Genomic DNA, 19,286 nt, shown 5'->3' with positions numbered 1-19,286 from the left:
CATGATTTACAGCGTCGACGTCCGCATCGAGGTGCCCGTCCGCGACACCGAGGTCACCGACCGTGTCGGCGACGCCGTCGAGAACATCTTCCCCGGCGTCGAACTCGAACACGAACCCGGAACGCTCGTCGGAGAGACCCACGAACTGGAGCGGTTCTCCGAGCGCCTCCACGAGCAGGCCATCCTCGACACCGCCCGCCGCGAGTTCGCGAAGCGCCGCGACGACGACGGCTTTTCGTTCGCGCTGAAAAAGCAGGCCGCGTTCAAGGGCGTCGTCAACTTCTCCGTCGGCAACCCCGACGAACTCGGCGACATCGAGGTCCACGTGACCGTCCGCGACCCCTCGGTCGACGAGGTCATCGACTACATCGCGCCGCCGACCGAAGACGGGCGACCGGTCGACCCGAACGACCGCTGAATCGCAGACAACGTCTTCTCGGCCGCTCAGGCGACCAGCAGCGCCACCGCGACGGCGATGAAGACGATTTTTAGCCCCGTGTTGACGGCGATAACCTTCGACCCGAACTCGGGGCCCCAGATGCCGTACTGGAAGGGAATCGACCGCTTGAACGTCGAGACGGCGAAGGAGATGATGCCGCCGATGAGCATCGTCGCCACGGCCTGCTTCGGCGTGAACGTCTCGCCGATGGCCGGCGCGATGGTCGCCGCGCCCGTCGTCGTGTCGAACGCGAAGGCGACGACGACGGGAACCGCCGCGCCCGGCAGGCCGACGAGGTTCGTCAGCGGGCTGGCGAGCGCCGCGAACGATTCGAGGTCGGTCGTCCGCAGGAGGAGCGTGACGGCCACGTAGACGACGGCGAGTCGCGGGACGATGCGCCGCAGTTTCGTCCACGTGCTCCGCGCGGCGTCTTCGAGCATCTCTCGGAGGGAGTCGTCGGTGTCGTCCGCGTCGGCTGAATCGGTCGTCTCGCCGTCCGAAGTGGCCGCCGCGTCGACCACGCCGCCCGAGCCGTCGGTCTCGGCGACGGCGACCGGGGTCGTATTGCGGTCAGAAAGGAGCACTGCGCCGGCGACGACGCCGGTCGCGGTGATGGCGAGCGCGATGGCCGCCCGCGCGCCGACGTACATGAAGCCGACCTCGCGGCCGAGGATGGGGATGAGCACCGGCCAGTAGAACGTGAAGATGTGCTGGACGAACCCGAAGAACGTGTTGATGGTGACGGCGACGAGGGTCGCCCGGTCGTCGAGGACGCCCGACTCGCGGAACTCCGCGAGCATGCCGTAGCCCGCCGTCGTCGAGGCGGCGGTGGTGACGATGGCCGTCCCGACCTCGTCCGGGAGGTTCGCGGGACTCGTCAGATACCGGGAGAGCCCGGCGATGCGCTCGACGAGGCCGAAGGCGACGACGAGGTTCGCGGCGAAGACGCCCACGGCGATGTAGGCGGCGATGCGCGCGACTCTTGGGAGCACCTCGAACAGCACCGGGAGGACGGCCGACGACTGCACGAGCGAGGGTCGGTTCCGAGCGAACTAATCGGCGTCGGTCGGCGGGAGGCGGTTCGAGCATCGGGGTCAGACGAGCACCTGCGCCACTCCGAACAGGACGAGGACGCCCAGCACGTCGCAGACGTTGGTGACGACGGGGATGACCACGTCGTCGGGGTCGAGGCCGAACCGGTAGGCGACGTAGGTCGCCGAAAACGTCACCAGAACCGCGAGGACCGCGAGCGAAATTCCGCTCGACAGGGCGACGATGACGACCGTCCGCAGGGCCAGCGACGTGTCGCCGGAGACGAGGAACGTGGCGGCCCACGCGCCCGCGCCGATGACGGGGAAGACCGTCACCGCGAGGGCGAGCGTGGCGACGGCGTTGCCCGCGAGTTCGTCGTCGCGGGGCGAAAACGAGAGCGTCCCGAGGTGGAACGACGTGGACAGCCGCGCCGCGAGGACGCTCCCGAGGTTCCCCGCGGTCCCGATGGTGACGGGGACGAGCACGAGAAGCGACGGGTAGCGGAGTAGCTGTGCCTCGAAGCTCCCGAGGACGAGGCCGCTGCCGAGTTCGACGAGCGTGAGCACGAGGAGCACCGGGAGCATCGCCCGCGTGATGGCGCGGACGGTCCACTCCGTCGGCACTCAGAACACCCCCGCGACGGCGAGGACGGTTCTGACGGCGATGAGCAAAAAGAGGATGCCGAACACGTCGCCGGTGGTCGTCACGACCGGACCGACGATGGTGTCGGGGTTGCGCCCGCGGCGATAACCCGCGAAGACGACGCTGACGACGACGACGGTCAGGACGATGCCGGAGAGCAACCCGGCGACGATGGCGACGCCGACGAGAATCGGGAGCGGCGCGACCCGACTGCCGAGAAACGTGAGGAGGAAGTACGCCACGACGGCGGCGAACGTGCTCGTGAGCACGCCGTTGGCGAGCGCGGCCGTCGCGGCCGCCCGGAGGCGCTCGTCGCCGCCGGTGACGCGGGGTTCGATGAGCCCCTGGTGGAGTGCGGTGGCGATGCGAGCGCCGAGCGAGCCGTAGACGTTCCCGCGGGTCGCCAAGAGCGCGGGGACGAGCACGAGAAGCCCCGGCACGGCCCGGAGTTCGGCCCGCATCCCGCCGAGGACGACACCGGCGATGAGGCCGCCGACGAGGCTGGCCGTGAGCGCGGGCAAGGCTTCCTTGTAGGCCTCAACCGCCACGTCTCGCACGGTCATTGTGGGGTGTGACGGCCCCGAGCGTTAAAAGTCGGCGGTATCACGGCGAGCCGCGAGAACCGCGCGGTCGCGGCGTCGTAGAATTAGAATCGCAGAAAACGGGGAATAGAACGGGAACTGCGAAGTTAGAACGGACCCATGCCGCCGAGACCGCCCATGCCGCCGCCGCCGTCCTGATTCTGGAGCTTCTTCATCATGCGCTGCATGTCGCCGTCGCCCATGTTCTGGAACTGCTTGATGGTCTGTTCCATCATGCGGTGCTGTTCGAGGAGTTCCTGAATCGTCTCCTCGTCCTGTCCCGACCCCTGCGCGATGCGCTTGACGCGGGAGGCACCGACCTTACGCGGGTTCTCCAGTTCCTCTTCGGTCATCGAGTCCATGACGACCTCGAACGCGCGCATCCGGTCTTTCGTCACGTCCATCGCGTCGTCCGGAAGCTGGTCTTTGATGCCGCCACCGAAGCCCGGAATCATGTCGAGCACCTGGTCGAGCGGTCCCATCTTGTTCATCGCCTCCATCTGCTTTTGCATGTCCTTGAGGGTGAAGTTCCCCTTCATCATCTCCTCGGGGTCCCAGTCCTCGTCTTCGGCCTGGGTCTCGGACATGGCGCGTTCGACGCGCTCGGAGAGCTGTTTCAGGTCGCCCATGCCGAGCAGGCGGGAGATGAAGCCGTTCGGCTCGAAGCGCTCGATGTCCTGAACGGTCTCGCCCATGCCGAGGAAGGCGATAGACGAATCGGTCTCGTTGACGGCGGTCAGCGCGCCGCCACCCTTCGCCGTCCCGTCGAGCTTGGTGATGACGACGCCGCCGATACCGATGGACTCGTCGAACTGCTGGGCCTGTTCTTTCGCGCCCTGGCCGATTGCCGCGTCGAGGACGAGCAGGTTCAGGTCGGGCTGGACGACGCCCTCTATCTCCTCGATTTCGGCGATGAGGTCGTCTTCGAGCGCGTGGCGACCGGCCGTGTCGACGATGTGCACGTCGGCGTCCTCGGTCGCTTCGAGGCCGTCGCGGGCGATTTGGACCGGGTCGTCGCAGTCGGGGTCGCCGTAGAAGTCGACCTCGGCGCGTTCGCACATCTGCTTGGCCTGGTCGTACGCGCCGGGTCGGAAGGTGTCGGTCTGGATGACCGCGGGGCGAAGTCCCTTCTTCGAGAACCACCACGCCATCTTGGCGGAGGTGGTCGTCTTCCCCGACCCCTGGAGGCCGGCGAGCATAATCGTCTGCGATTCGAGCGGAATCTCCGTCGACTCGCCGATGAGGCCGACGAGTTCCTCGTAGACGATTTTCAGGACGTGGTCGCGCGCGCTCGTGCCGCCCGGCGGCTCTTCTTCCAGCGCGCGGGTCTTGATAGAGTCCGAGAGGTCCATGACGAGGCTGACGTCGACGTCGGCGGAGAGCAAGGAGCGCTGTATCTCCTTGACGATCTCCTGAACGTCGTCCTCGTCGAGGCGGGACTTCCCTCGCAGTTTATCGAGACTGCCGCGGAGGGAACTCCCGAGATTGTCGAGTACCATTGTCCCTTCCTACGCCGTCGCGTCGGTAAAGGCTTTATCCGTCGCGTTGAGCGCGAGCGGGCCGAAGACCTTTCGCGCGAGGCACCGACAACGCACTCGATGACCACGATTCTCGTCCTCGACCGCCCCACGCACGGAATCCCGGCGTCGGAGTACGCCGCGGCCCTCCGCGAGCGCCTGCCCGACGCGACCGTCCGCCACCCGAAGACGACAGCCGAGACGCTCGACGCCGCGCGCGACGCGACCGTCATCACCAGCACGTCGCTCCCCGACGACGTGCTCGCCGCCGCCGACGAACTCCGACTGTTCGCCGGCGCGGCCGCCGGCTACGACCACCTCCCGCTGGGGACACTCCGCGAGCGCGGCGTCCTCGTCACCAACGCCTCCGGCGTCCACGGCCCCAACATCGCCGAACACGTCCTCGGCTCCCTGCTCATGATTACCCGCCGACTCGACGAGGGCCTCCGTCGCCAGCGACGCCGCGAGTGGCGACACTTCCAGTCGCACGGCGAGTTGCGCGGCTCGACGGCCACCGTGGTCGGCCTCGGTGCCATCGGCCAAGCGGTCGTCGAGCGACTCGACGCGTTCGGCGTCGAGACCATCGGCGTCCGCTACACGCCGGAGAAGGGCGGCCCGGCCGACGAGGTACTCGGGTTCGACGACCTCGAGTCGGCGCTCGTCCGCACCGACTTCCTCGTGGTCGCGTGCCCGCTGACCGACGAGACGCGCGATCTCATCGACCGGCGGGCGCTGAGCGCGCTCCCCGAACACGCCATCCTCGTCAACGTCGCCCGCGGCGGTATCGTCGACACCGACGCCCTCGTCTCGCACCTCCGAAGCAACCGACTCCGCGCCGCCGCGCTCGACGTGACCGACCCGGAGCCGTTGCCCGAAGACCACCCGCTTTGGGGCTTCGAGAACGTCTACATCACCCCGCACGTCTCCGGCCACACGCCGCACTACTGGACGCGGGTCGCCGACATCCTCGCCGAGAACGTCGGGCGACTGGCGTCGGCGTCGGAAGGCAAAACACCAACGCTCCGCAATCAGGTGGTCCCGACACCGGAATCGAACGCAGACGCGGACGCGGACTCGGATTCGGACTCGACGTCGAACCCCGACGCGAACCCCTGAGCTACTTCCCGCGACGAATCGTAGGCCCGGGCGATGACGACGCTCGCGTTCGGCCTCGACGCCGCGACCTATCTCGCCTTCTGCGGCGCGGCGGTCGCGCTCATCCTCGCGCCCGGCCCCGACACGATGTACGTCCTCGCCCGCGGCCTCGACGGTCGCGGGCCGGGCGTCCGGTCGGCGCTCGGCATCGCCACGGGCGTCCTCTTTCACACGCTCCTCGCGACGGTCGGCGCGGCGGCGCTCTTTCGAACCGTCCCCGAGGCCGCCGCGGCGCTCAAGTACGTCGGCGCGGCGTATCTGGGCTACCTCGGCGTCACCGCCCTCCGGAACGACGAGTTCGACCCCTCGGTCGAGACCGACGCCGGGGCGAGTTTTCGGCGCGGCGTCCTCGTCAACGCGCTCAACCCGAAAGTCGCGCTGTTCTTCCTCGCGTTCCTCCCCGGCTTCGCCGGACAGGGCGCGGGAACCGGGATACGGATGGCGAGTCTCGGCGCGACCTACGCCGTCCTCACGGCCCTGTACCTCTCGGTCGTCGCGCTCGGCGCGAACCGACTCGGGTCGAGACTCGCGGAGACGCGGGTCGCGAGCGCGCTGAACTACGTCGGCGCGGGGACGATGCTGCTGCTCGGGGTCGTGCTCGTACTGGAGTGAGGCGTCCGCGAGAAAAGAACGACGGACCGATTACTCGTCTTCGCCGAGCAGGCGTTCGACCATCTGTTCGGGGTCGAACTTCTCGATGTGGTCGTAGCCCTGTCCCACGCCGAGGAACAGGATGGGCTTGCCCGTCACGTACGCGATGGAGATGGCCGCGCCGCCGTTGGAGTCGGCGTCGGCCTTCGTCAGAATCGCGCCGTCGATGGCGGCCGCGTCGTTGAACTGCCGGGCGCGTTCGACCGCGTCCTGCCCGGCGACCGCCTCGTCCACGAAGAGGGTGAGGTCGGGGCCGACGACGCGGTCTATCTTCTCCAACTGCGCCATCAGGTCGTTCGAGGTGTGGAGCCGACCCGCCGTGTCGCCGAGGACGATGTCGATGTCGTGGGCCTCGGCGTACTCGACGCCGTCGTAGATGACCGCCGCCGGGTCGCCGCCCTGCTCGTGGGCGATGAGCTTCTTGTCGAGCGCCTCCGCGTGCTCGCGAATCTGCTCGTTCGCGCCGGCGCGGTAGGTGTCGCCGTTGGCGAGCACCGTCGAGTAGCCCTGCTTTTCGAAGTAGCGGGCGAGTTTGGCGATGGTCGTCGTCTTGCCGACGCCGTTGATGCCGGTGAAGATGAGCGTGACCGGCTTGTCCGCCTCGGCGATGCGCTGGTCGAAGTCGAACTGCCCGACGCTGATGACCTCGTAGAGCGCGTCGTGAAGCGCCTCGGAGACGAGTTGCCCGGTGCTCTGGACCTGCTTTCGCGTCTCGCCGATGAGCTTCTCGCGGATGGTCTCGAGAATCTCCTCTGCGACCTGCATCTCGACGTCGCTCTGGAGGAGCGCCATCTCGAGTTCCCAGAGGGGGTCTTCGAGGTCTTCCTCCTCGATGACGACCTTCCCCGTGGCGAACGCGGCGGCGCGGCGGAGCCGACCCGGACCGGACGAATCGTCGTCCTCCTCGGTCAGCGCCGCCTTCGCGGCGTCGGAAGCGAGCGACTCGCGCTGCTCGGCCTCGTCAGGCGCCGGTTCGTCCGCGTCTGCCGCCGGTTCGTCGGCCATCTGCTGGTCGGCCGTCGCCGTCGCCGGTTCGGCGTCGGCGTCTCCCTCCGCGGTCGCCGCGGCCTGTTCGGGCGCGGAGTCCGCGTCGGTCGCCGGTTCGGCGTCCGCGGAGGCGTCCTCGACCGCGTCGGCTTCGGAATCGGCGTCCGCGTCGCCGACGGAGTCGGTGTCAGCGGGTTCGGACGCCTCGGGTTCGACCGCCGCGTCTGCTGGTGCTGATTCCGCTTCCGCGTCGGCCTCGGTCTCGGCCTCGTCGGCCGCCGCTTCGGCCTTCTCTTCGGCGGTCTCTTCAACGTCGTTACGGAAGCGGTTGAGTTTCTTCTTCAGTCCGTCGAACATCTGAATAGTAGGAGGTGGGGGTTACCTTACTCGTCGTCGCCGTCGCCGCCCTCGCCCTGCATCTGCTGCATCTGCTGCATCTGCTGTTGCTGCATCTGCTGTTGGGCCTGCATCGCCTGCTCTTCGATCTCGTCGCTCTCCTCTTCGAGCTCCTCGATCTGGCCGCGGATGCTCGCGATTTCCTCGTCGAGCGCGTCCTGCTTGCGTCGCAGGGTCTCGATGGCCGTACCCTGTTCCTGTTCGGCGGCGTAGCTCGCGCCGAGGGAGACGACGATTTCGTCGATGTCCTGGACTTCGGCGCGGAGATACGCGTCGCCGCCGAGGGGGACCTGTACCGTCGAGCCCGTCTCGAGCGTCTCGATGGCCTCGACGGCCTCGTCGATCTCGTCCTTCTCGTCGTTCAGGTCCGAAACCTCGCCTTCGAGGGATTCGATTTCCTCGTCGAGGGCCTGCAGTTCCTGGGAGAGCTGCTGAAGTTGCTGCTGACCGCCACCCATCATGCTGCGGACACCTCGTTGAGTTCGACCTTCGTACGCTTGATTCCGTGCTCGCTCCCGATGAGCGAAAAGGCGCGTTCCTGTGCGACGTTCTCGTTCGGTGCTTCCACAGTCTTCGTGAACTCGTGGACGACGCCACGGCTCGTGAAGCTGCCCGCGATAATGAACTGGCTCATGCACGTCGGTCGGGTGGCGAGCGGGAAAGGTCTTCCTACTCGGAGCGAAACTGAAGCGAGAAACGGGGGGACGCGAGGCCCTCAGTCGATGTAGTCGAGGGCGTCTTCGATGCGACCCAGTTCGGGGCCGGTCGTGTCCTCGCCGACGATGTAGCCCTCGTCGTTGGCGACGAGGCCGGAGCCGACGAGCGGACCGCCGTAGTTGATGGTGCCGATGTCGGCGCGAACGTCGAGGAGCGCTTCGAGCGCTTCGAGTTCGGGTTCGCGCGACTTCGGGTGGCAGAGGACGCCGCGGTTGTTGGCGACGGCCGCCATCCCGACGGTTCGAACGTCGGCGAGGTCGCCGCGTTCGACGGGGACCTCGAGGGCCTCCTCGACGGCCGAGACGGCCTCGTCGGAGAGTTCCGCGTGGACGTACGCGCCGTAGTCGTTCGCGAGAACGACGTTGCCGGCGGCGTTGATGCGACCGGGAAGCTCGTAGACCGGGAGGTCCACGGCGTCGGTGAGGGCCTCCTTCTCGCGGGACGTCGCGCGGCTCGACACGAGAAGTCCGTTCTCGTTACCCGTCGCTAACGCACCGACCGTTCCCGACCCGCCAACGGTCGTCTTGACCAGCGGCACGTCGAGTTCTTCGGCCATCTGCTCGGCGAGCGAGTCGTCGGCGTCCGGGCGGACCAACAGCGCGTCGTCGGTCGCGCGAGCGAAGACGCCGATGTAGGACGAACCGGCGAAGGAGGCGCGAAGCACCGTTTACTCGGCCGGTTCCGCTTCGACGACCGACTCGCCGTCCTCGTCGAAACGCGCGGCGCGGACGCGGAACTTGCTCGGCGGGCTCTGCCGACCGTGCGCCCAGATGTCCTCGTTGATCTGCGTGTCGAGACGCACGTTCTCGGCGTCGACCTTGAAGTGCTTCGCGAGGTGCTCGCGGATGAGCGTCATCGAGCGGCCCGCGCGTTCGTGTGCCGGAACCGCCTGCACGTCTCGGAGCGGGACGGTGACGACGCGCTCCTCGAAGTCGTTTGCGCTCATTGCTTACTCGTCCGTGTTGCTTCGCCGCCAGTTGCGACGCTTGGGGTTTCGCGTGACTTCCATGTCCGTCTTGAGCATGACCCACGCGGGGACACGACTGTTCTGGCGCTCGAGCTTCGCCAGACGCTTCTTCTTAGACTTCGACTTCTTACCCATAGTGGGCTGTACTTTCCATCCTCCGCATAAAATCTTGTTCCTTCGCGTTTCAGACGTGTGAGGGGCGTCCGCACGCCCGAATCGGCGAGAACCCGGTGTTCTCCCGGGCCGGCGGCACGGCTGCGGGGCGGCCGAACCGACTCATTCAGTACCGTCGGCGCGAAAGCCGACGCGAATGAGTCGGGCCAGAACCGCCGTCGCCTTCCTCGCGCTCTCCGCCGTCTGGGGGAGCGCCTTCCTCGCCACCGACATCGCCCTCCGGACCGTCCCGCCGGCGTTTCTCGGCGCGGTCCGCTTCGACGTGGCTGCGCTCCTGTTGTTCGCCGTCGCCGTCGCCCGCGGTGACCGGGTCCGCCCCGCCGCACGCGACGAGTGGCGACCGATTCTCGCCGGCGGGGTGTTCAGCATCGGGGCCCACCACGCGCTCCTGTTCTCTGGACAGGTGTACGTCCCCGGGTCCGTGGCCTCGGTCCTTCTCGGCATCATCCCGCTCGCGACGCCGACGCTCACCCGCCTGACGGCCACCCGCGAGCGGGTGTCTGCGCATCAGATTGTCGGGCTCGTCCTCGGCTTTCTGGGGCTCGTCGTCATCGCCAACCCGGACCCGGAGAACCTGCTGTCGTCGAATCTCGTCGGCGCGGCGCTCGTGTTCGGGTCGGCCATCGCCTTCGCCCTCGGCGCGGTACTGACCCACGACAGCGAGACGAAGATGTCGCTGCTCTCCGTGCAGGCGTGGATGATGCTCGTCGGCGCGGTCACGCTCCACGTCACGAGTGCCGCCCTCCCGTGGGAGTCCGCCGCCGACGCGGCGTGGACCCAGACGACGCTCGTCGCCACGGGTTACCTCGCCGTCGTCGCCGGCGCGGGCGGCTTCCTGCTCTACTTCTGGCTCCTCGACCGGGTCGGCCCAATCGAGGTGAGCCTCCTCGAATACGTCATCCCGCTTTTCGCCGCCCTCGCCGACTGGACCGTCCTCGGGCGCGTGCCGACGCGCGCCACCGTCGCCGGCTTCGCGCTCATCTTCGCCGGCTTCCTCCTGTTCAAACGCGAGGTAATTCGGGGCGAACTGCGGCGTATCGTGGACCGCCGTCGCGGGCGGCGGTCGACCGACGACTGACGCGCCTCACAGCGAGAACCGCGTCACCGTCTCGTACTCGGGACCGTCGGGACCGAGTTCGCTCTTCTTCAGTCGCACCTCGCGCACCCGAAACGTTCCGACCGTCGGCGACTCGTCCTCGACGACGCGCCGGACGAGGCCCTTCCCGCGGGCGTCGTCCATGCGGGCGAGCGTGACGTGCGGCGTGAAGTCGTGTTCTTCGGGGTCGAAACCGATTGCCGTCGTCTCGCGCTCGATAGCCTCGTGTAGTCGCGTCAGCTCGGCTGCGCCGTCGTCGACGCCGGCCCAGACGACTCGAATGTAGTCCAGCGAGGGAAAGACGCCGAGTCCGCCGACCGAGGCGTCGAAGGGGTCGACCCCGGCGGCGTCGACAGCCGATTCGACCGCGTCTTCCACCTCGCCGACGCGGTCCGACGACAGCTCTCCGAGGAATTTCAGTGTGACGTGCGCCCCCGCGGGGTCGGTGAATCGAAGCCCGTCCGCGTCCGAAAGCCGGTCTTGCACCGCGGCGACGCCCGCCGCGAGCGAGTCCGGAAGGTCGACGGCGAGAAAGCAACGCATGGCAGATGTTTGACCCGAATCGGACGTTAACGTTCCGCCGGGTCGCGGTCGGCGTCGCCCGCGCGGTCGTCCCCCTCGGGCGTCCACGTCCGGGCGATGCTGAACGCCTCGCCGTCGACGAACGTCACCTCGTACACGTCGGGCATCGTCAGGCCCGGCCAGAACTCGCGGCCGTAGCGCGGGTCGTAGGCGTTGAACACGAGCGCCATGAGCGTCCCGTGGGTGCCGACGACGACGTGGCGGTCGGGGTAGGCCTCGACGAGTCGGTCCACGGCGGCGACGCCCCGCGCCTGCGCCTCGGCGTGGGACTCGCCGCCGGGGTGCGACGCGTTCGGGTTCGCCCAGAGGTGTTCGACCGCCTGCTCGAAGTCGTCGACGTGCGACCCCGCGAGTTCGCGCTCTCTGAGGTCTTCGTCGACGATGAGCGGGGCGTCCGCCGCGTCGGCGACGCCCTCGACCGTGGCGCGGGCGCGCTCGTACGGGCTGGTCGCGACCACGTCCGCGAGGTCGGCGAGGCGGGCCGTAACGCGGGCGGCGTCGCGGCGGCCGCGACGCGAGAGGCCGCGGGTGCGCTCGGCGTCGGGGACGTACGGTGCGTGGGCGTGCCGGACGAACGACACGACCGTCGTCGGGGGCGCGGGCATTCGGAGACGCTCGCCCGCGGGAGGCTAAAAAGCGGTCGGTGTCGTCCCGCTGACGTAGCGTTTAACCGCCGTGACGCCCAAGCGCGGCTATATGACCGACGACGGCAAGCGACCCCACCGCTTCTCGGAAGGGCAGGGGTTCGACGAGGACTACTCCGATTTCTCGCTCGACCCGCCCGAACTCTCGGTGGACCCGACGAAGGTCGACCCGGTCGACTCGCGCGTCCTGACCGACATCCTCGACCAGCGGAACATCGACCCCGAGAACGTCGACATCGAGAAACTGCTCGACGTGGCGCTCTCGTACATGCAGATAAACCGCTTCGAGGAGGCCACGGGGGCGTTCGAACGCGTCGCTCGGTACGCCGGCGACGACGACAACATCGCCCAGGAGGCGTGGGTCAACAAGGGCGCGGCGCACGGCCAACTCGAAGAGTGGGACGAGGCCATCGGCTCCTACCGAGAGGCGCTCAAACTCGACGACGACAGCGAGCACGCCGCGACGGCCCACACCAACCTCGCGTACGCGCTCTGGGAGGCCGGCCAGACGGCCGACGCGCTCGACCACGCGGAGCGCGCCGTCGAACTCGACCCGCGCTTCCCGCAGGCGTGGTACAACCGCGGCTTCTTCCTCCACGAGCGCGGCCTCAACGAGGACGCCGTCAACGCCTTCGACAACGCCATCCGCCTCGGGATGCGCACTCCGGGCGTCCACGAGGAGAAGGCGCGCGCGCTCGAAGAGCTCGGCCGCGACGAGGAAGCAGAACAGGCCCAGCAGCAGGCCGACGACCTCCGCGAGCAGGCAGAAGCGGAGCTCGTCGAGGAGTACTAGGATGCTCCTCCGCGAGCGGGAGACCCCCGAGGGGCTCCTCGTCTCGGTCTGCGACCCCGACTGCATCGGCGAGACCTACACCGACGACGGCGTCTCGCTGGACGTGACGGAAGACTTCTACGGCGGCGACGAGGCCGAGACCGCCGACGAAGACGCCGTCGTGGACAGCCTCACCCGCGCGACCGTCGCCAACATCGTTGGCGAGGAGTCCGTCTCGGTCGCCATCGACGCCGGCCTCGTGGACGAGGAGGCCGTCCTCGAAGTCGGCGGCACGCTCCACGCGCAACTGCTCTGGCTCCGCTGAGCCGCCGTCGAAACCCAGTTTCTTCGGGGTTCCGGCCTGTTACGCCGGCCGCTCGACACCCGTAATCTCGAAGCGAGCGCCACCGCCCTCGGCCTCGGTGACGGCGACGTCCCAGTCGTGAGTGCGGACCGCCTGCGCGACGATTGACAGGCCGAGACCCGTCCCCTCCTCACCCGTGGAGTAACCGGCTTCGAACACCTCGTCGCGCGTCTCCGTGGGGATGCCGACGCCGTCGTCCTCGACGTAGAAGCCCGCTTCGGCCGCGTCGCCATCGAGGACGCCGACCGTCACGGTCAGGTCGTCGTCGCTCGCGCCGTGCTCGACCGAGTTCCGAAACAGGTTCTCGAACACGTGTCCCAGCAGGTTCGAGTCCGCCCGGAACTCGACGGAGTCGGCGACGACGAGCGTGGCCGTGCCGGTTTCGACGTGTTCCCACGCGGCCGCCGCGCGGGTTTCGAGGTCGACAGTCGACAGCCCTTCGACCGTGTCGTGGCGGGCCAACACCAGCGCGTCGGTGATGATGTCGTCCATCCGGTCGAGCGCGCCCGCGACGCGTTCGAGTCGGTCGGAGGCGGCCGTCTCGTCGAGGAGCGATTCGACGTACCCAGCCGCGACCGAAAGCGGGTTTCTGAGGTCGTGCGAGAGCATCCGGGCGAGGTTCTGGAGGCGTTCGGCCTTCTCTTCGGCCTCCAGTTCCGCGCGCTTTCGGTCGGTGATGTCGAGGTGCACAATCTGGACGTAGGTGTCGCCGTCGTCGACGAAGCGGGTCGCTCGCATCGTGAACCAGAGGCGCTCGTCGGGCGTTTCGCAGGGGTACTCGAAGGAGAACTCGTCTCTCTCGCCGTCGATGACGGCGCGGATACCCTGGCTGGCCGTCGTCGCGTCGTCGGTGGTGCTGAGGTCGCAGACCCCGAGGTAGTTCGTGCCGACCGAACTGCTGTCGCCCTGATAGTCGTGTTCGGTTCCGAACTCCCGCCACGCGCGGTTGGTGTAGAGGATGACGCCGTCCTCGTCCAGAATCGCGAGCTGCGTCGGAAGCGCGTCGAGGCTCGAAAACGCGAGCGAGGACGAGGTGGCGTTCGACATTGGTGGATGAACGGGCGTGAGCTACTTGATTCGTTTGGGCGAGTGAGCGACACGTCGCCACCGCATCGCGATTGCGTCACCGCCACCGGCCACAGTTGCCGGCTGACGAAACCGAAATCGGTTGCAGAGCCGCGTGCGGACCGAAGACGTGTTGTGCCTACGGGGGTAACTCACACCCAATGAGAGTGCAGGAGTCGTACCCCGTCGACGTCGACGCTATCCGCGCGGATTTCCCCATCCTCGAGCGGAAGGTCGGCGGCGACATCTCGACGCCGGGTGAACACGACGACGACGACACGCCGCTCGTCTATCTCGACAACGCCGCGACGAGCCACACGCCGGAGCAGGTCGTCGACGCCATCGTCGACTACTACCACGGCTACAACTCGAACGTCCACCGCGGCATCCACCACCTGAGTCAGGAGGCCTCCGTCGCCTACGAGAACGCCCACGACCGCGTCGCGGAGTTCATCGGCGCGTCCGGCGGCCGCGAGGAGGTCGTCTTCACGAAGAACACCACCGAGTCGATGAACCTCGTCGCCTACGCGTGGGGCCTCGACGAACTCGGGCCGGGCGACTCGGTCGTCATGACCGAGATGGAACACCACGCCTCGCTGGTCACGTGGCAGCAGATAGCCAAGAAGACCGGTGCCGAGGTGCGCTACATCCGCGTCGACGACGACGGCCGCCTCGACATGGAGCACGCGAAGGAACTCATCGACGACTCCACGAAGATGGTCTCGGTCGTCCACGTCTCGAACACCCTCGGAACCGTCAACCCGGTTTCCGAACTCGCGGACATGGCTCACGAGGTCGGTTCGTACATCTTCGTCGACGGTGCGCAGTCGGTCCCGACCCGCCCGGTCGACGTGGAGGACATCGACGCCGACTTCTTCGCCTTCTCGGGTCACAAGATGTGCGGCCCGACGGGCATCGGCGCGCTCTACGGCAAGCGCGACATCCTCGAGGAGATGCAGCCGTATCTCTACGGCGGCGAGATGATTCGGAGCGTCACCTACGAGGACTCCACGTGGGAGGACCTCCCGTGGAAGTTCGAGGCGGGCACGCCGCCCATCGCGCAGGGCGTCGGCTTCGCCGCGGCCGTGGACTACCTCGACGACATCGGCATGGAGAACGTCCAGGCCCACGAGGAACTGCTCGCGGAGTACGCCTACGACCAACTCAGCGAGTTCGACGATATCGAGATTTACGGCCCGCCGGGCGACGACCGCGGCGGCCTCGTCGCGTTCAACCTCGACAGCGTCCACGCCCACGACCTCTCGAGCATCCTCAACGAGCAGGGCGTCGCCATCCGCGCCGGAGACCACTGTACGCAGCCGCTCCACGACAAACTCGGGGTGGCGGCCTCGACGCGAGCGTCCTTCTACATCTATAACACGAGAGAGGAAGTCGACAAACTGGTCGACGCTATCGACGCCGCTCGCGAACTGTTCGCCTGAGTACCCGGTTTTTCGCGGTGTCGGAGCGCGACCGTCCCAATACATTTGTCCCGCTGACACGTCGTCGGAGCGTATGCTCCAGTCGCTGACCGGCTTCCTCGTCGAGACGCTCCGCGAAACCGTCGCGGAGTTCGGGACCGCGGTGCAGGACGCCGCGCCGAAGGTGCTCACCGCGGTCGTCTTCCTCGCGCTCGCCTACGTCGGCATCAAGGCGATACTGTTCGTCGTCCGCGGCGTGCTCGACGGGCTGTACCCCGAAGAGCAGGACCTCGTGGTCGAACTCGGGGTCGCCGTCGCGGGCGTGTTCCTCTGGTTCGGCGCGACGCTCGCGCTGTTGAACATCGTCGGGATGACGGAAATCGCGGCGAGCCTCGGTACCGCGACCGGCTTCATCGCGCTGGGCGTCTCCTACGCGCTGTCGAACATGATAGCCGACACGGTGGCGGGCGTCTACCTGCTTCGAGACCCCGATTTCAACCCCGGCGACCGCGTGAAATCGGACCCGGTGACGGGGACGGTCAGCTCCATCGAACTCCGCAAGACGCGCTTCGAGAACGACGAGGGCGACACCGTCGTCGTGGCGAATCGCGACGTCGAAAAGAAGTGGACGAAGTACGACGCGGAGGCGGCCGCGGACGCGTCGGCGGCGGGTCCGACGTAAGCGACGAATTCGGCCGATTCGCCGGCCCCGGAATCCTTTTACGGCGCTCGGGCGTAGCCCCGACGAACACCAATGGGCATTGGCTCAGACATGTATCGTCAGCAGATAATGGACCACTACAAGAACCCCCGGAACCACGGTCGGCTGGAGTCGCCGACGTTCACCCACACCGGGGAGAACCCCTCCTGCGGCGATACGATTACGATGGACGTGCAGCTCGCCGACGACGGCGAGACCATAGAGCGCGTCGCGTTCTCCGGCGATGGCTGCGCCATCAGTCAGGCGTCCGCGAGTATGCTCACCCAGCGACTGCCGGGCACGACGCTCTCGGAGCTGGAAGCGATGGACACCGACGACATCACCGAGATGCTCGGCGTCGACATCTCGCCGATGCGCATCAAGTGCGCCGTCCTCGCGCGACAGGTCGCACAGGACGGCGCGAAGATTCACGACGGCGAAATAGAAATCGAGCAGACGAAGACCGAAGGCGACGACGACTGAGCCGCCTCCCGCCAGCGGTGAATCGGCGACCCGCCGAACCGAGCGCGAGTCGAGCTATTCTTCGTCCGTCCCCGCGCCGAGCGCCGCCGCCAGCGCGACGAGGTAGCCGAGCCCCGCTTTGACCTCGGGGTCGCGGGTGGCCCGCAGAAGGCCGACCGCGCCCACGGGCGTCGCCTCCGCGTCCTCCGCGTCGCCGACGGCGCGAAGCAGGCGCTTCATTCCGGCGACGGTGTCGGGGTCGGAGGCGTCGTCGGCGACCTCGGCGAGGGAGGTCCCGGTCCGCGCGAGCGACCGCACCATCTCGTCGTCGAGCGCGCCGACGCCGAGTTCGAGCACGTCGATGAGGTCGTTGACGAGGCCGAGTCGCTCGACGAGGAGTGCGACCTCCTCCGGGTTGTTCTCGATGGCCCGCACGAGTTCGTCGGGCACCGTCTGTTCGGTCGCTGTGGTTGATTCGTGGTCCTGCATTGGTCTCACCTCAGAGCATCCCCCTGGCGGTCAGCCAGTACGATTCGTTGTACGCGTGTTTCGCCCAGTGGATGGGCTTCGACGGCTGGCGCATCGTCGCGGGCGTCTCGTAGTCGAACGAGACGAACGACGCCTCGTCGAGGCCGGTCTCGACGAAGCAGACGGTCTTGCCGTCGTACCGCTTCGTCGGCGTGCGACCCCGGACTTCCGCGGCGATTCGCTCCGCGACCGTGAACGCCTGGAAGTGCGCCGCACTCCCGGCTTTCGGGATGGGGAGCGCCGCCGTGTCGCCGATGGCGTACACGTCCTCGGTCGCGGTCGCGCGGAGGGTCCGCTGGTCGACGTCGACCCAGCCAGCGTCGCCGAGGCCGGAATCGATGATTAGCTCATCACCGCGGTGTGGCGGGATGCCGACGAGCAGGTCGTAGCCCACTTCCGCGCCGTTCTTCGCCGAGACGACCCGTTCGTCCGGGTCGACGGCGTCGACGACGAAGTCGGTCTCGACGCGGACGCCCCGCTCGGCCAGAATGGGGTCGGCCCACTCGGCGACCTCGGGCTTCCCGTGGCTCCGCGCCATCGGGTACGTGTAGACGAGGTCGGTGTCCTCGCGCAGTCCCCGGCTCCGGAGCCAGTCGTCCACGATGAACGTGAATTCGAGCGGCGCGGCCGGACACATGTGGGGCGTCCCGACGACGCTCAAGACGAGGCGGCCGCCGTCGAACTCGGCGAGGGCGTCGCGGAGCCGTTCGGCCCCCTCGGCGCTGTAGAAGTGGTGTGCGCCCTCCCGAAAGCCGGGGACTGCGTCCGGGTCGAGCTTCGCGCCGGTCGCGAGGACGAGCGTGTCGTAGTCGAGCACCTCGTCGCCGTCCTGACAGTAGAGGCGCTTTTCGTCGGTGTCGACCCGGCGAACGCGGTTGGTGACGATGTTCACCCGCTCGTCGACGAGGTCCCGCAGGTCGCGAACGCCGTCCTCCGGTTCCGCGGCTCCGAACGGGACGTACAAGAACACCGGCTTGTAGACGTGTTTCGTGTCGTCGGAGACGAGCGATACCTCCACGTCGCCGTCGTCTATCTCCGACGCGAGTTCCTCGGCGAGACGGTTCGAAACCACCGTCCCACCCGTGCCACCGCCAACGACTACGATTCGGTTCGTCATGGAGTTCACCTACCTAAACGGTGGGGCGCCGACGGGATAGTATTGCGAGCTGTTTCCAACATTGTGGGAACCGAGGGACGGCGCGGCCGCTCGGGGCGGTGAGGAGGCAGGGAGAGTGTGGTGAAAACGGAGAGCGTGTGGGGAACGGGGTTCGTGGAGTCGTGTAACGTCGCCCGGCTAACTTCGCGGGCTAACGTCGGCTTACTCGGGCTTGAGACCGGCGTCCTGCACGCGCATGATGGCCTCGCCGTCGGCGAGGTTCGGCGCGTCCACGAGGCGGACGATACGCTTGTCGCCCTTGGACTTGCGGAGGTAGATACGGAACGTCGAGGTGTGACCGAGGATGTTGCCACCGATGGGCTGAGTCGGGTCGCCGAAGTAGGAGTCGGGGTTCGACGCGACCTGGTTGGTGACGAGAATGCCCGTGTTGAACAGGTCGCCGATGCGCATCAGGTCGTGGAGGTGCTTGTTGAGCTTCTGCTGGCGCTCCGCGAGTTCGCCGCGGCCGACGTACTCGGCGCGGAAGTGAGCGGTGAGCGAGTCGACACAGAGGAGGCGCACCGGCCACTCGGTGTCCTCGTGCTCGCCGGCGAGCTCCTTGGCCTTCTCGGCGAGGAGAATCTGGTGGTTGGAGTTGAACGCCTTCGCGACGTGAATCTTGTCGAGGAAGTCGTCGACGAGCGCCTTCATGGTCTCCTCGTCGTCGATGGAGCCCTCCATCTCGCGGTCCTCGAGCGTCGCTTCGAGCGCCTCGTCTTCGAGGCCGCGGACCATGTCGTCGATACGTTCGGGGCGGAACGTGTCCTCGGAGTCGATGAAGATACAGCCGCCGCCGAGGCCGCCGAGTTCCGGCGGGAGCTGGACGTTGACCGCGAGCTGGTGGGTGATCTGGGACTTCCCGGCACCGAACTCGCCGTACACCTCGGTGATGGACTGCGTTTCGAGGCCGCCGCCGAGGAGTTCGTCCACCTCGTCGATCTGCCAGCTCAGCTTGCCGATCTGCTGGCGTCGTTCGAGGACCATGGAACCGGTCTCGAAGCCGCCCACGTCGGCCGCGTCGCGGGCCGCGTTGATGATGTCGGAGGCCGTGCTGGAGCCGATATCGGCCTTGTTCGACAGTTCGCCGGGGCTGGCGACCGCGATGGACTGGTAGGTGTCGTAGCCGGTATCTGTGAGTTTGTCGGCCGTCGCGGGGCCGACGCCGGGGAGACTTTCGAGGTCGTCTTCTGCCATACCCAGTCGTTCCGCCTATACCCTCATAAACCCTCGTTAACAGC

The 19,286-nt window shown here is 67.6% G+C and carries 25 protein-coding genes; 9 read left to right on the top strand and 16 right to left on the bottom strand.

The window, feature by feature from the left end; genetic code table 11:
- The first annotated feature begins 1 nt into the window (after position 1).
- The gene (locus C457_RS01035; protein ID WP_004973919.1) at positions 2-418 is read left to right on the top strand and encodes an RNA-binding domain-containing protein; all 417 of its coding nucleotides are present in this window, start codon (positions 2-4) and stop codon (positions 416-418) included.
- A 26-nt stretch (positions 419-444) separates the two neighbouring features.
- Here the strand turns inward: C457_RS01035 and C457_RS01030 are convergent, their stop codons facing one another.
- The 4 genes from C457_RS01030 to C457_RS01015 all read right to left on the bottom strand — a co-directional run bounded on the left by C457_RS01030 (position 445) and on the right by C457_RS01015 (position 4,193).
- The gene (locus C457_RS01030; protein ID WP_008091164.1) at positions 445-1,467 is read right to left on the bottom strand and encodes a hypothetical protein; all 1,023 of its coding nucleotides are present in this window, start codon (positions 1,465-1,467) and stop codon (positions 445-447) included.
- A gap of 66 nt (positions 1,468-1,533) precedes the next feature.
- Positions 1,534-2,094 carry a magnesium transporter gene (locus C457_RS01025; protein ID WP_008091162.1) on the bottom strand — a complete coding sequence of 187 codons (561 nt, stop codon included), beginning with the start codon at positions 2,092-2,094 and terminating at the stop codon, positions 1,534-1,536.
- Positions 2,095-2,676 (bottom strand): magnesium transporter, encoded by a 582-nt coding sequence (locus tag C457_RS01020; protein WP_008091160.1) that lies wholly within the window; start codon positions 2,674-2,676, stop codon positions 2,095-2,097. It lies immediately after the preceding gene.
- Between the two features lie 125 nt (positions 2,677-2,801).
- On the bottom strand, positions 2,802-4,193 hold the full coding sequence (locus tag C457_RS01015) for a signal recognition particle protein Srp54 (RefSeq protein ID WP_004973923.1): 1,392 nt from the start codon (positions 4,191-4,193) through the stop codon (positions 2,802-2,804).
- 99 nt (positions 4,194-4,292) lie between these two features.
- On the opposite strand from C457_RS01015, the gene C457_RS01010 reads away from it, so the two are divergent.
- A complete protein-coding gene (locus tag C457_RS01010) occupies positions 4,293-5,327 on the top strand; it encodes a D-2-hydroxyacid dehydrogenase (RefSeq protein ID WP_008091158.1) in 1,035 nt (344 codons plus the stop codon).
- A 33-nt stretch (positions 5,328-5,360) separates the two neighbouring features.
- Positions 5,361-5,978 carry a LysE family translocator gene (locus C457_RS01005; protein ID WP_008091156.1) on the top strand — a complete coding sequence of 206 codons (618 nt, stop codon included), beginning with the start codon at positions 5,361-5,363 and terminating at the stop codon, positions 5,976-5,978.
- A 30-nt stretch (positions 5,979-6,008) separates the two neighbouring features.
- Here the strand turns inward: C457_RS01005 and ftsY are convergent, their stop codons facing one another.
- The 6 genes from ftsY to C457_RS00975 form a co-directional block, all read right to left on the bottom strand.
- Positions 6,009-7,361, bottom strand: coding sequence for a signal recognition particle-docking protein FtsY (gene ftsY / locus C457_RS01000; RefSeq protein WP_008091154.1), 1,353 nt, complete (start codon positions 7,359-7,361; stop codon positions 6,009-6,011).
- A gap of 26 nt (positions 7,362-7,387) precedes the next feature.
- Entirely contained in the window at positions 7,388-7,858 is a 471-nt protein-coding gene (gene pfdA, locus C457_RS00995) for a prefoldin subunit alpha (protein WP_008091152.1), read from the bottom strand.
- Positions 7,858-8,034 carry a 50S ribosomal protein L18Ae gene (rpl18a, locus tag C457_RS00990; protein ID WP_004973929.1) on the bottom strand — a complete coding sequence of 59 codons (177 nt, stop codon included), beginning with the start codon at positions 8,032-8,034 and terminating at the stop codon, positions 7,858-7,860. Before rpl18a ends, pfdA begins: the two co-directional genes overlap by 1 nt.
- Positions 8,035-8,115: 81 nt before the next feature.
- Positions 8,116-8,781, bottom strand: a complete 666-nt coding sequence (locus C457_RS00985) for a translation initiation factor IF-6 (RefSeq protein WP_008091149.1) — start codon at positions 8,779-8,781, stop codon at positions 8,116-8,118.
- 3 nt (positions 8,782-8,784) lie between these two features.
- Positions 8,785-9,063 (bottom strand): 50S ribosomal protein L31e, encoded by a 279-nt coding sequence (locus tag C457_RS00980; protein ID WP_004045216.1) that lies wholly within the window; start codon positions 9,061-9,063, stop codon positions 8,785-8,787.
- A 3-nt stretch (positions 9,064-9,066) separates the two neighbouring features.
- On the bottom strand, positions 9,067-9,219 hold the full coding sequence (locus tag C457_RS00975) for a 50S ribosomal protein L39e (RefSeq protein WP_004045214.1): 153 nt from the start codon (positions 9,217-9,219) through the stop codon (positions 9,067-9,069).
- Between the two features lie 175 nt (positions 9,220-9,394).
- Here C457_RS00975 and C457_RS00970 point away from each other — a divergent pair, with 175 nt between their 5' ends.
- On the top strand, positions 9,395-10,336 hold the full coding sequence (locus tag C457_RS00970; RefSeq protein WP_008091146.1) for a DMT family transporter: 942 nt from the start codon (positions 9,395-9,397) through the stop codon (positions 10,334-10,336).
- A gap of 6 nt (positions 10,337-10,342) precedes the next feature.
- Here the strand turns inward: C457_RS00970 and thpR are convergent, their stop codons facing one another.
- Positions 10,343-10,897: an RNA 2',3'-cyclic phosphodiesterase gene (gene thpR, locus C457_RS00965; protein ID WP_008091145.1), complete on the bottom strand. Its 555-nt coding sequence runs from the start codon at positions 10,895-10,897 to the stop codon at positions 10,343-10,345.
- A gap of 26 nt (positions 10,898-10,923) precedes the next feature.
- On the bottom strand, positions 10,924-11,541 hold the full coding sequence (locus C457_RS00960) for a histidine phosphatase family protein (protein ID WP_008091143.1): 618 nt from the start codon (positions 11,539-11,541) through the stop codon (positions 10,924-10,926).
- Between the two features lie 91 nt (positions 11,542-11,632).
- Here C457_RS00960 and C457_RS00955 point away from each other — a divergent pair, with 91 nt between their 5' ends.
- Together C457_RS00955 and C457_RS00950 are read left to right on the top strand one after the other, a co-directional pair.
- On the top strand, positions 11,633-12,373 hold the full coding sequence (locus C457_RS00955) for a tetratricopeptide repeat protein (protein WP_008091141.1): 741 nt from the start codon (positions 11,633-11,635) through the stop codon (positions 12,371-12,373).
- A 1-nt stretch (position 12,374) separates the two neighbouring features.
- Positions 12,375-12,677: a DUF424 domain-containing protein gene (locus C457_RS00950; RefSeq protein WP_008091140.1), complete on the top strand. Its 303-nt coding sequence runs from the start codon at positions 12,375-12,377 to the stop codon at positions 12,675-12,677.
- A 39-nt stretch (positions 12,678-12,716) separates the two neighbouring features.
- Here the strand turns inward: C457_RS00950 and C457_RS00945 are convergent, their stop codons facing one another.
- Entirely contained in the window at positions 12,717-13,763 is a 1,047-nt protein-coding gene (locus C457_RS00945) for a PAS domain-containing sensor histidine kinase (RefSeq protein ID WP_008091138.1), read from the bottom strand.
- Positions 13,764-13,948: 185 nt separating this feature from the next.
- Between C457_RS00945 and sufS the strand changes: the two genes are divergently transcribed.
- The 3 genes from sufS (at position 13,949) to sufU (ending at position 16,385) form a co-directional block, all read left to right on the top strand.
- A complete protein-coding gene (gene sufS, locus C457_RS00940; RefSeq protein ID WP_008091136.1) occupies positions 13,949-15,223 on the top strand; it encodes a bifunctional cysteine desulfurase/selenocysteine lyase SufS in 1,275 nt (424 codons plus the stop codon).
- A 73-nt stretch (positions 15,224-15,296) separates the two neighbouring features.
- Positions 15,297-15,884 carry a mechanosensitive ion channel domain-containing protein gene (locus C457_RS00935; RefSeq protein ID WP_008091134.1) on the top strand — a complete coding sequence of 196 codons (588 nt, stop codon included), beginning with the start codon at positions 15,297-15,299 and terminating at the stop codon, positions 15,882-15,884.
- 72 nt (positions 15,885-15,956) lie between these two features.
- On the top strand, positions 15,957-16,385 hold the full coding sequence (sufU, locus tag C457_RS00930; protein WP_008091133.1) for a Fe-S cluster assembly sulfur transfer protein SufU: 429 nt from the start codon (positions 15,957-15,959) through the stop codon (positions 16,383-16,385).
- A 54-nt stretch (positions 16,386-16,439) separates the two neighbouring features.
- On the opposite strand, the gene C457_RS00925 is transcribed toward sufU, so the two are convergent.
- The 3 genes from C457_RS00925 to radA form a co-directional block, all read right to left on the bottom strand.
- Positions 16,440-16,853: a DUF1641 domain-containing protein gene (locus C457_RS00925; RefSeq protein ID WP_008091132.1), complete on the bottom strand. Its 414-nt coding sequence runs from the start codon at positions 16,851-16,853 to the stop codon at positions 16,440-16,442.
- 10 nt (positions 16,854-16,863) lie between these two features.
- Positions 16,864-18,009, bottom strand: a complete 1,146-nt coding sequence (locus tag C457_RS00920) for an NAD(P)/FAD-dependent oxidoreductase (protein WP_008091131.1) — start codon at positions 18,007-18,009, stop codon at positions 16,864-16,866.
- Positions 18,010-18,210: 201 nt separating this feature from the next.
- Entirely contained in the window at positions 18,211-19,242 is a 1,032-nt protein-coding gene (radA, locus tag C457_RS00915) for a DNA repair and recombination protein RadA (protein ID WP_008091130.1), read from the bottom strand.
- Between the last annotated feature and the right edge of the window lie 44 nt (positions 19,243-19,286).

Origin of the sequence: Haloferax prahovense DSM 18310, from assembly GCF_000336815.1 — an archaeon.
Classification (GTDB): domain Archaea; phylum Halobacteriota; class Halobacteria; order Halobacteriales; family Haloferacaceae; genus Haloferax; species Haloferax prahovense.
The sequence above is the reverse complement of the archived record's forward strand: the minus strand, read 5'-3'. Positions and strand labels throughout refer to the sequence as shown.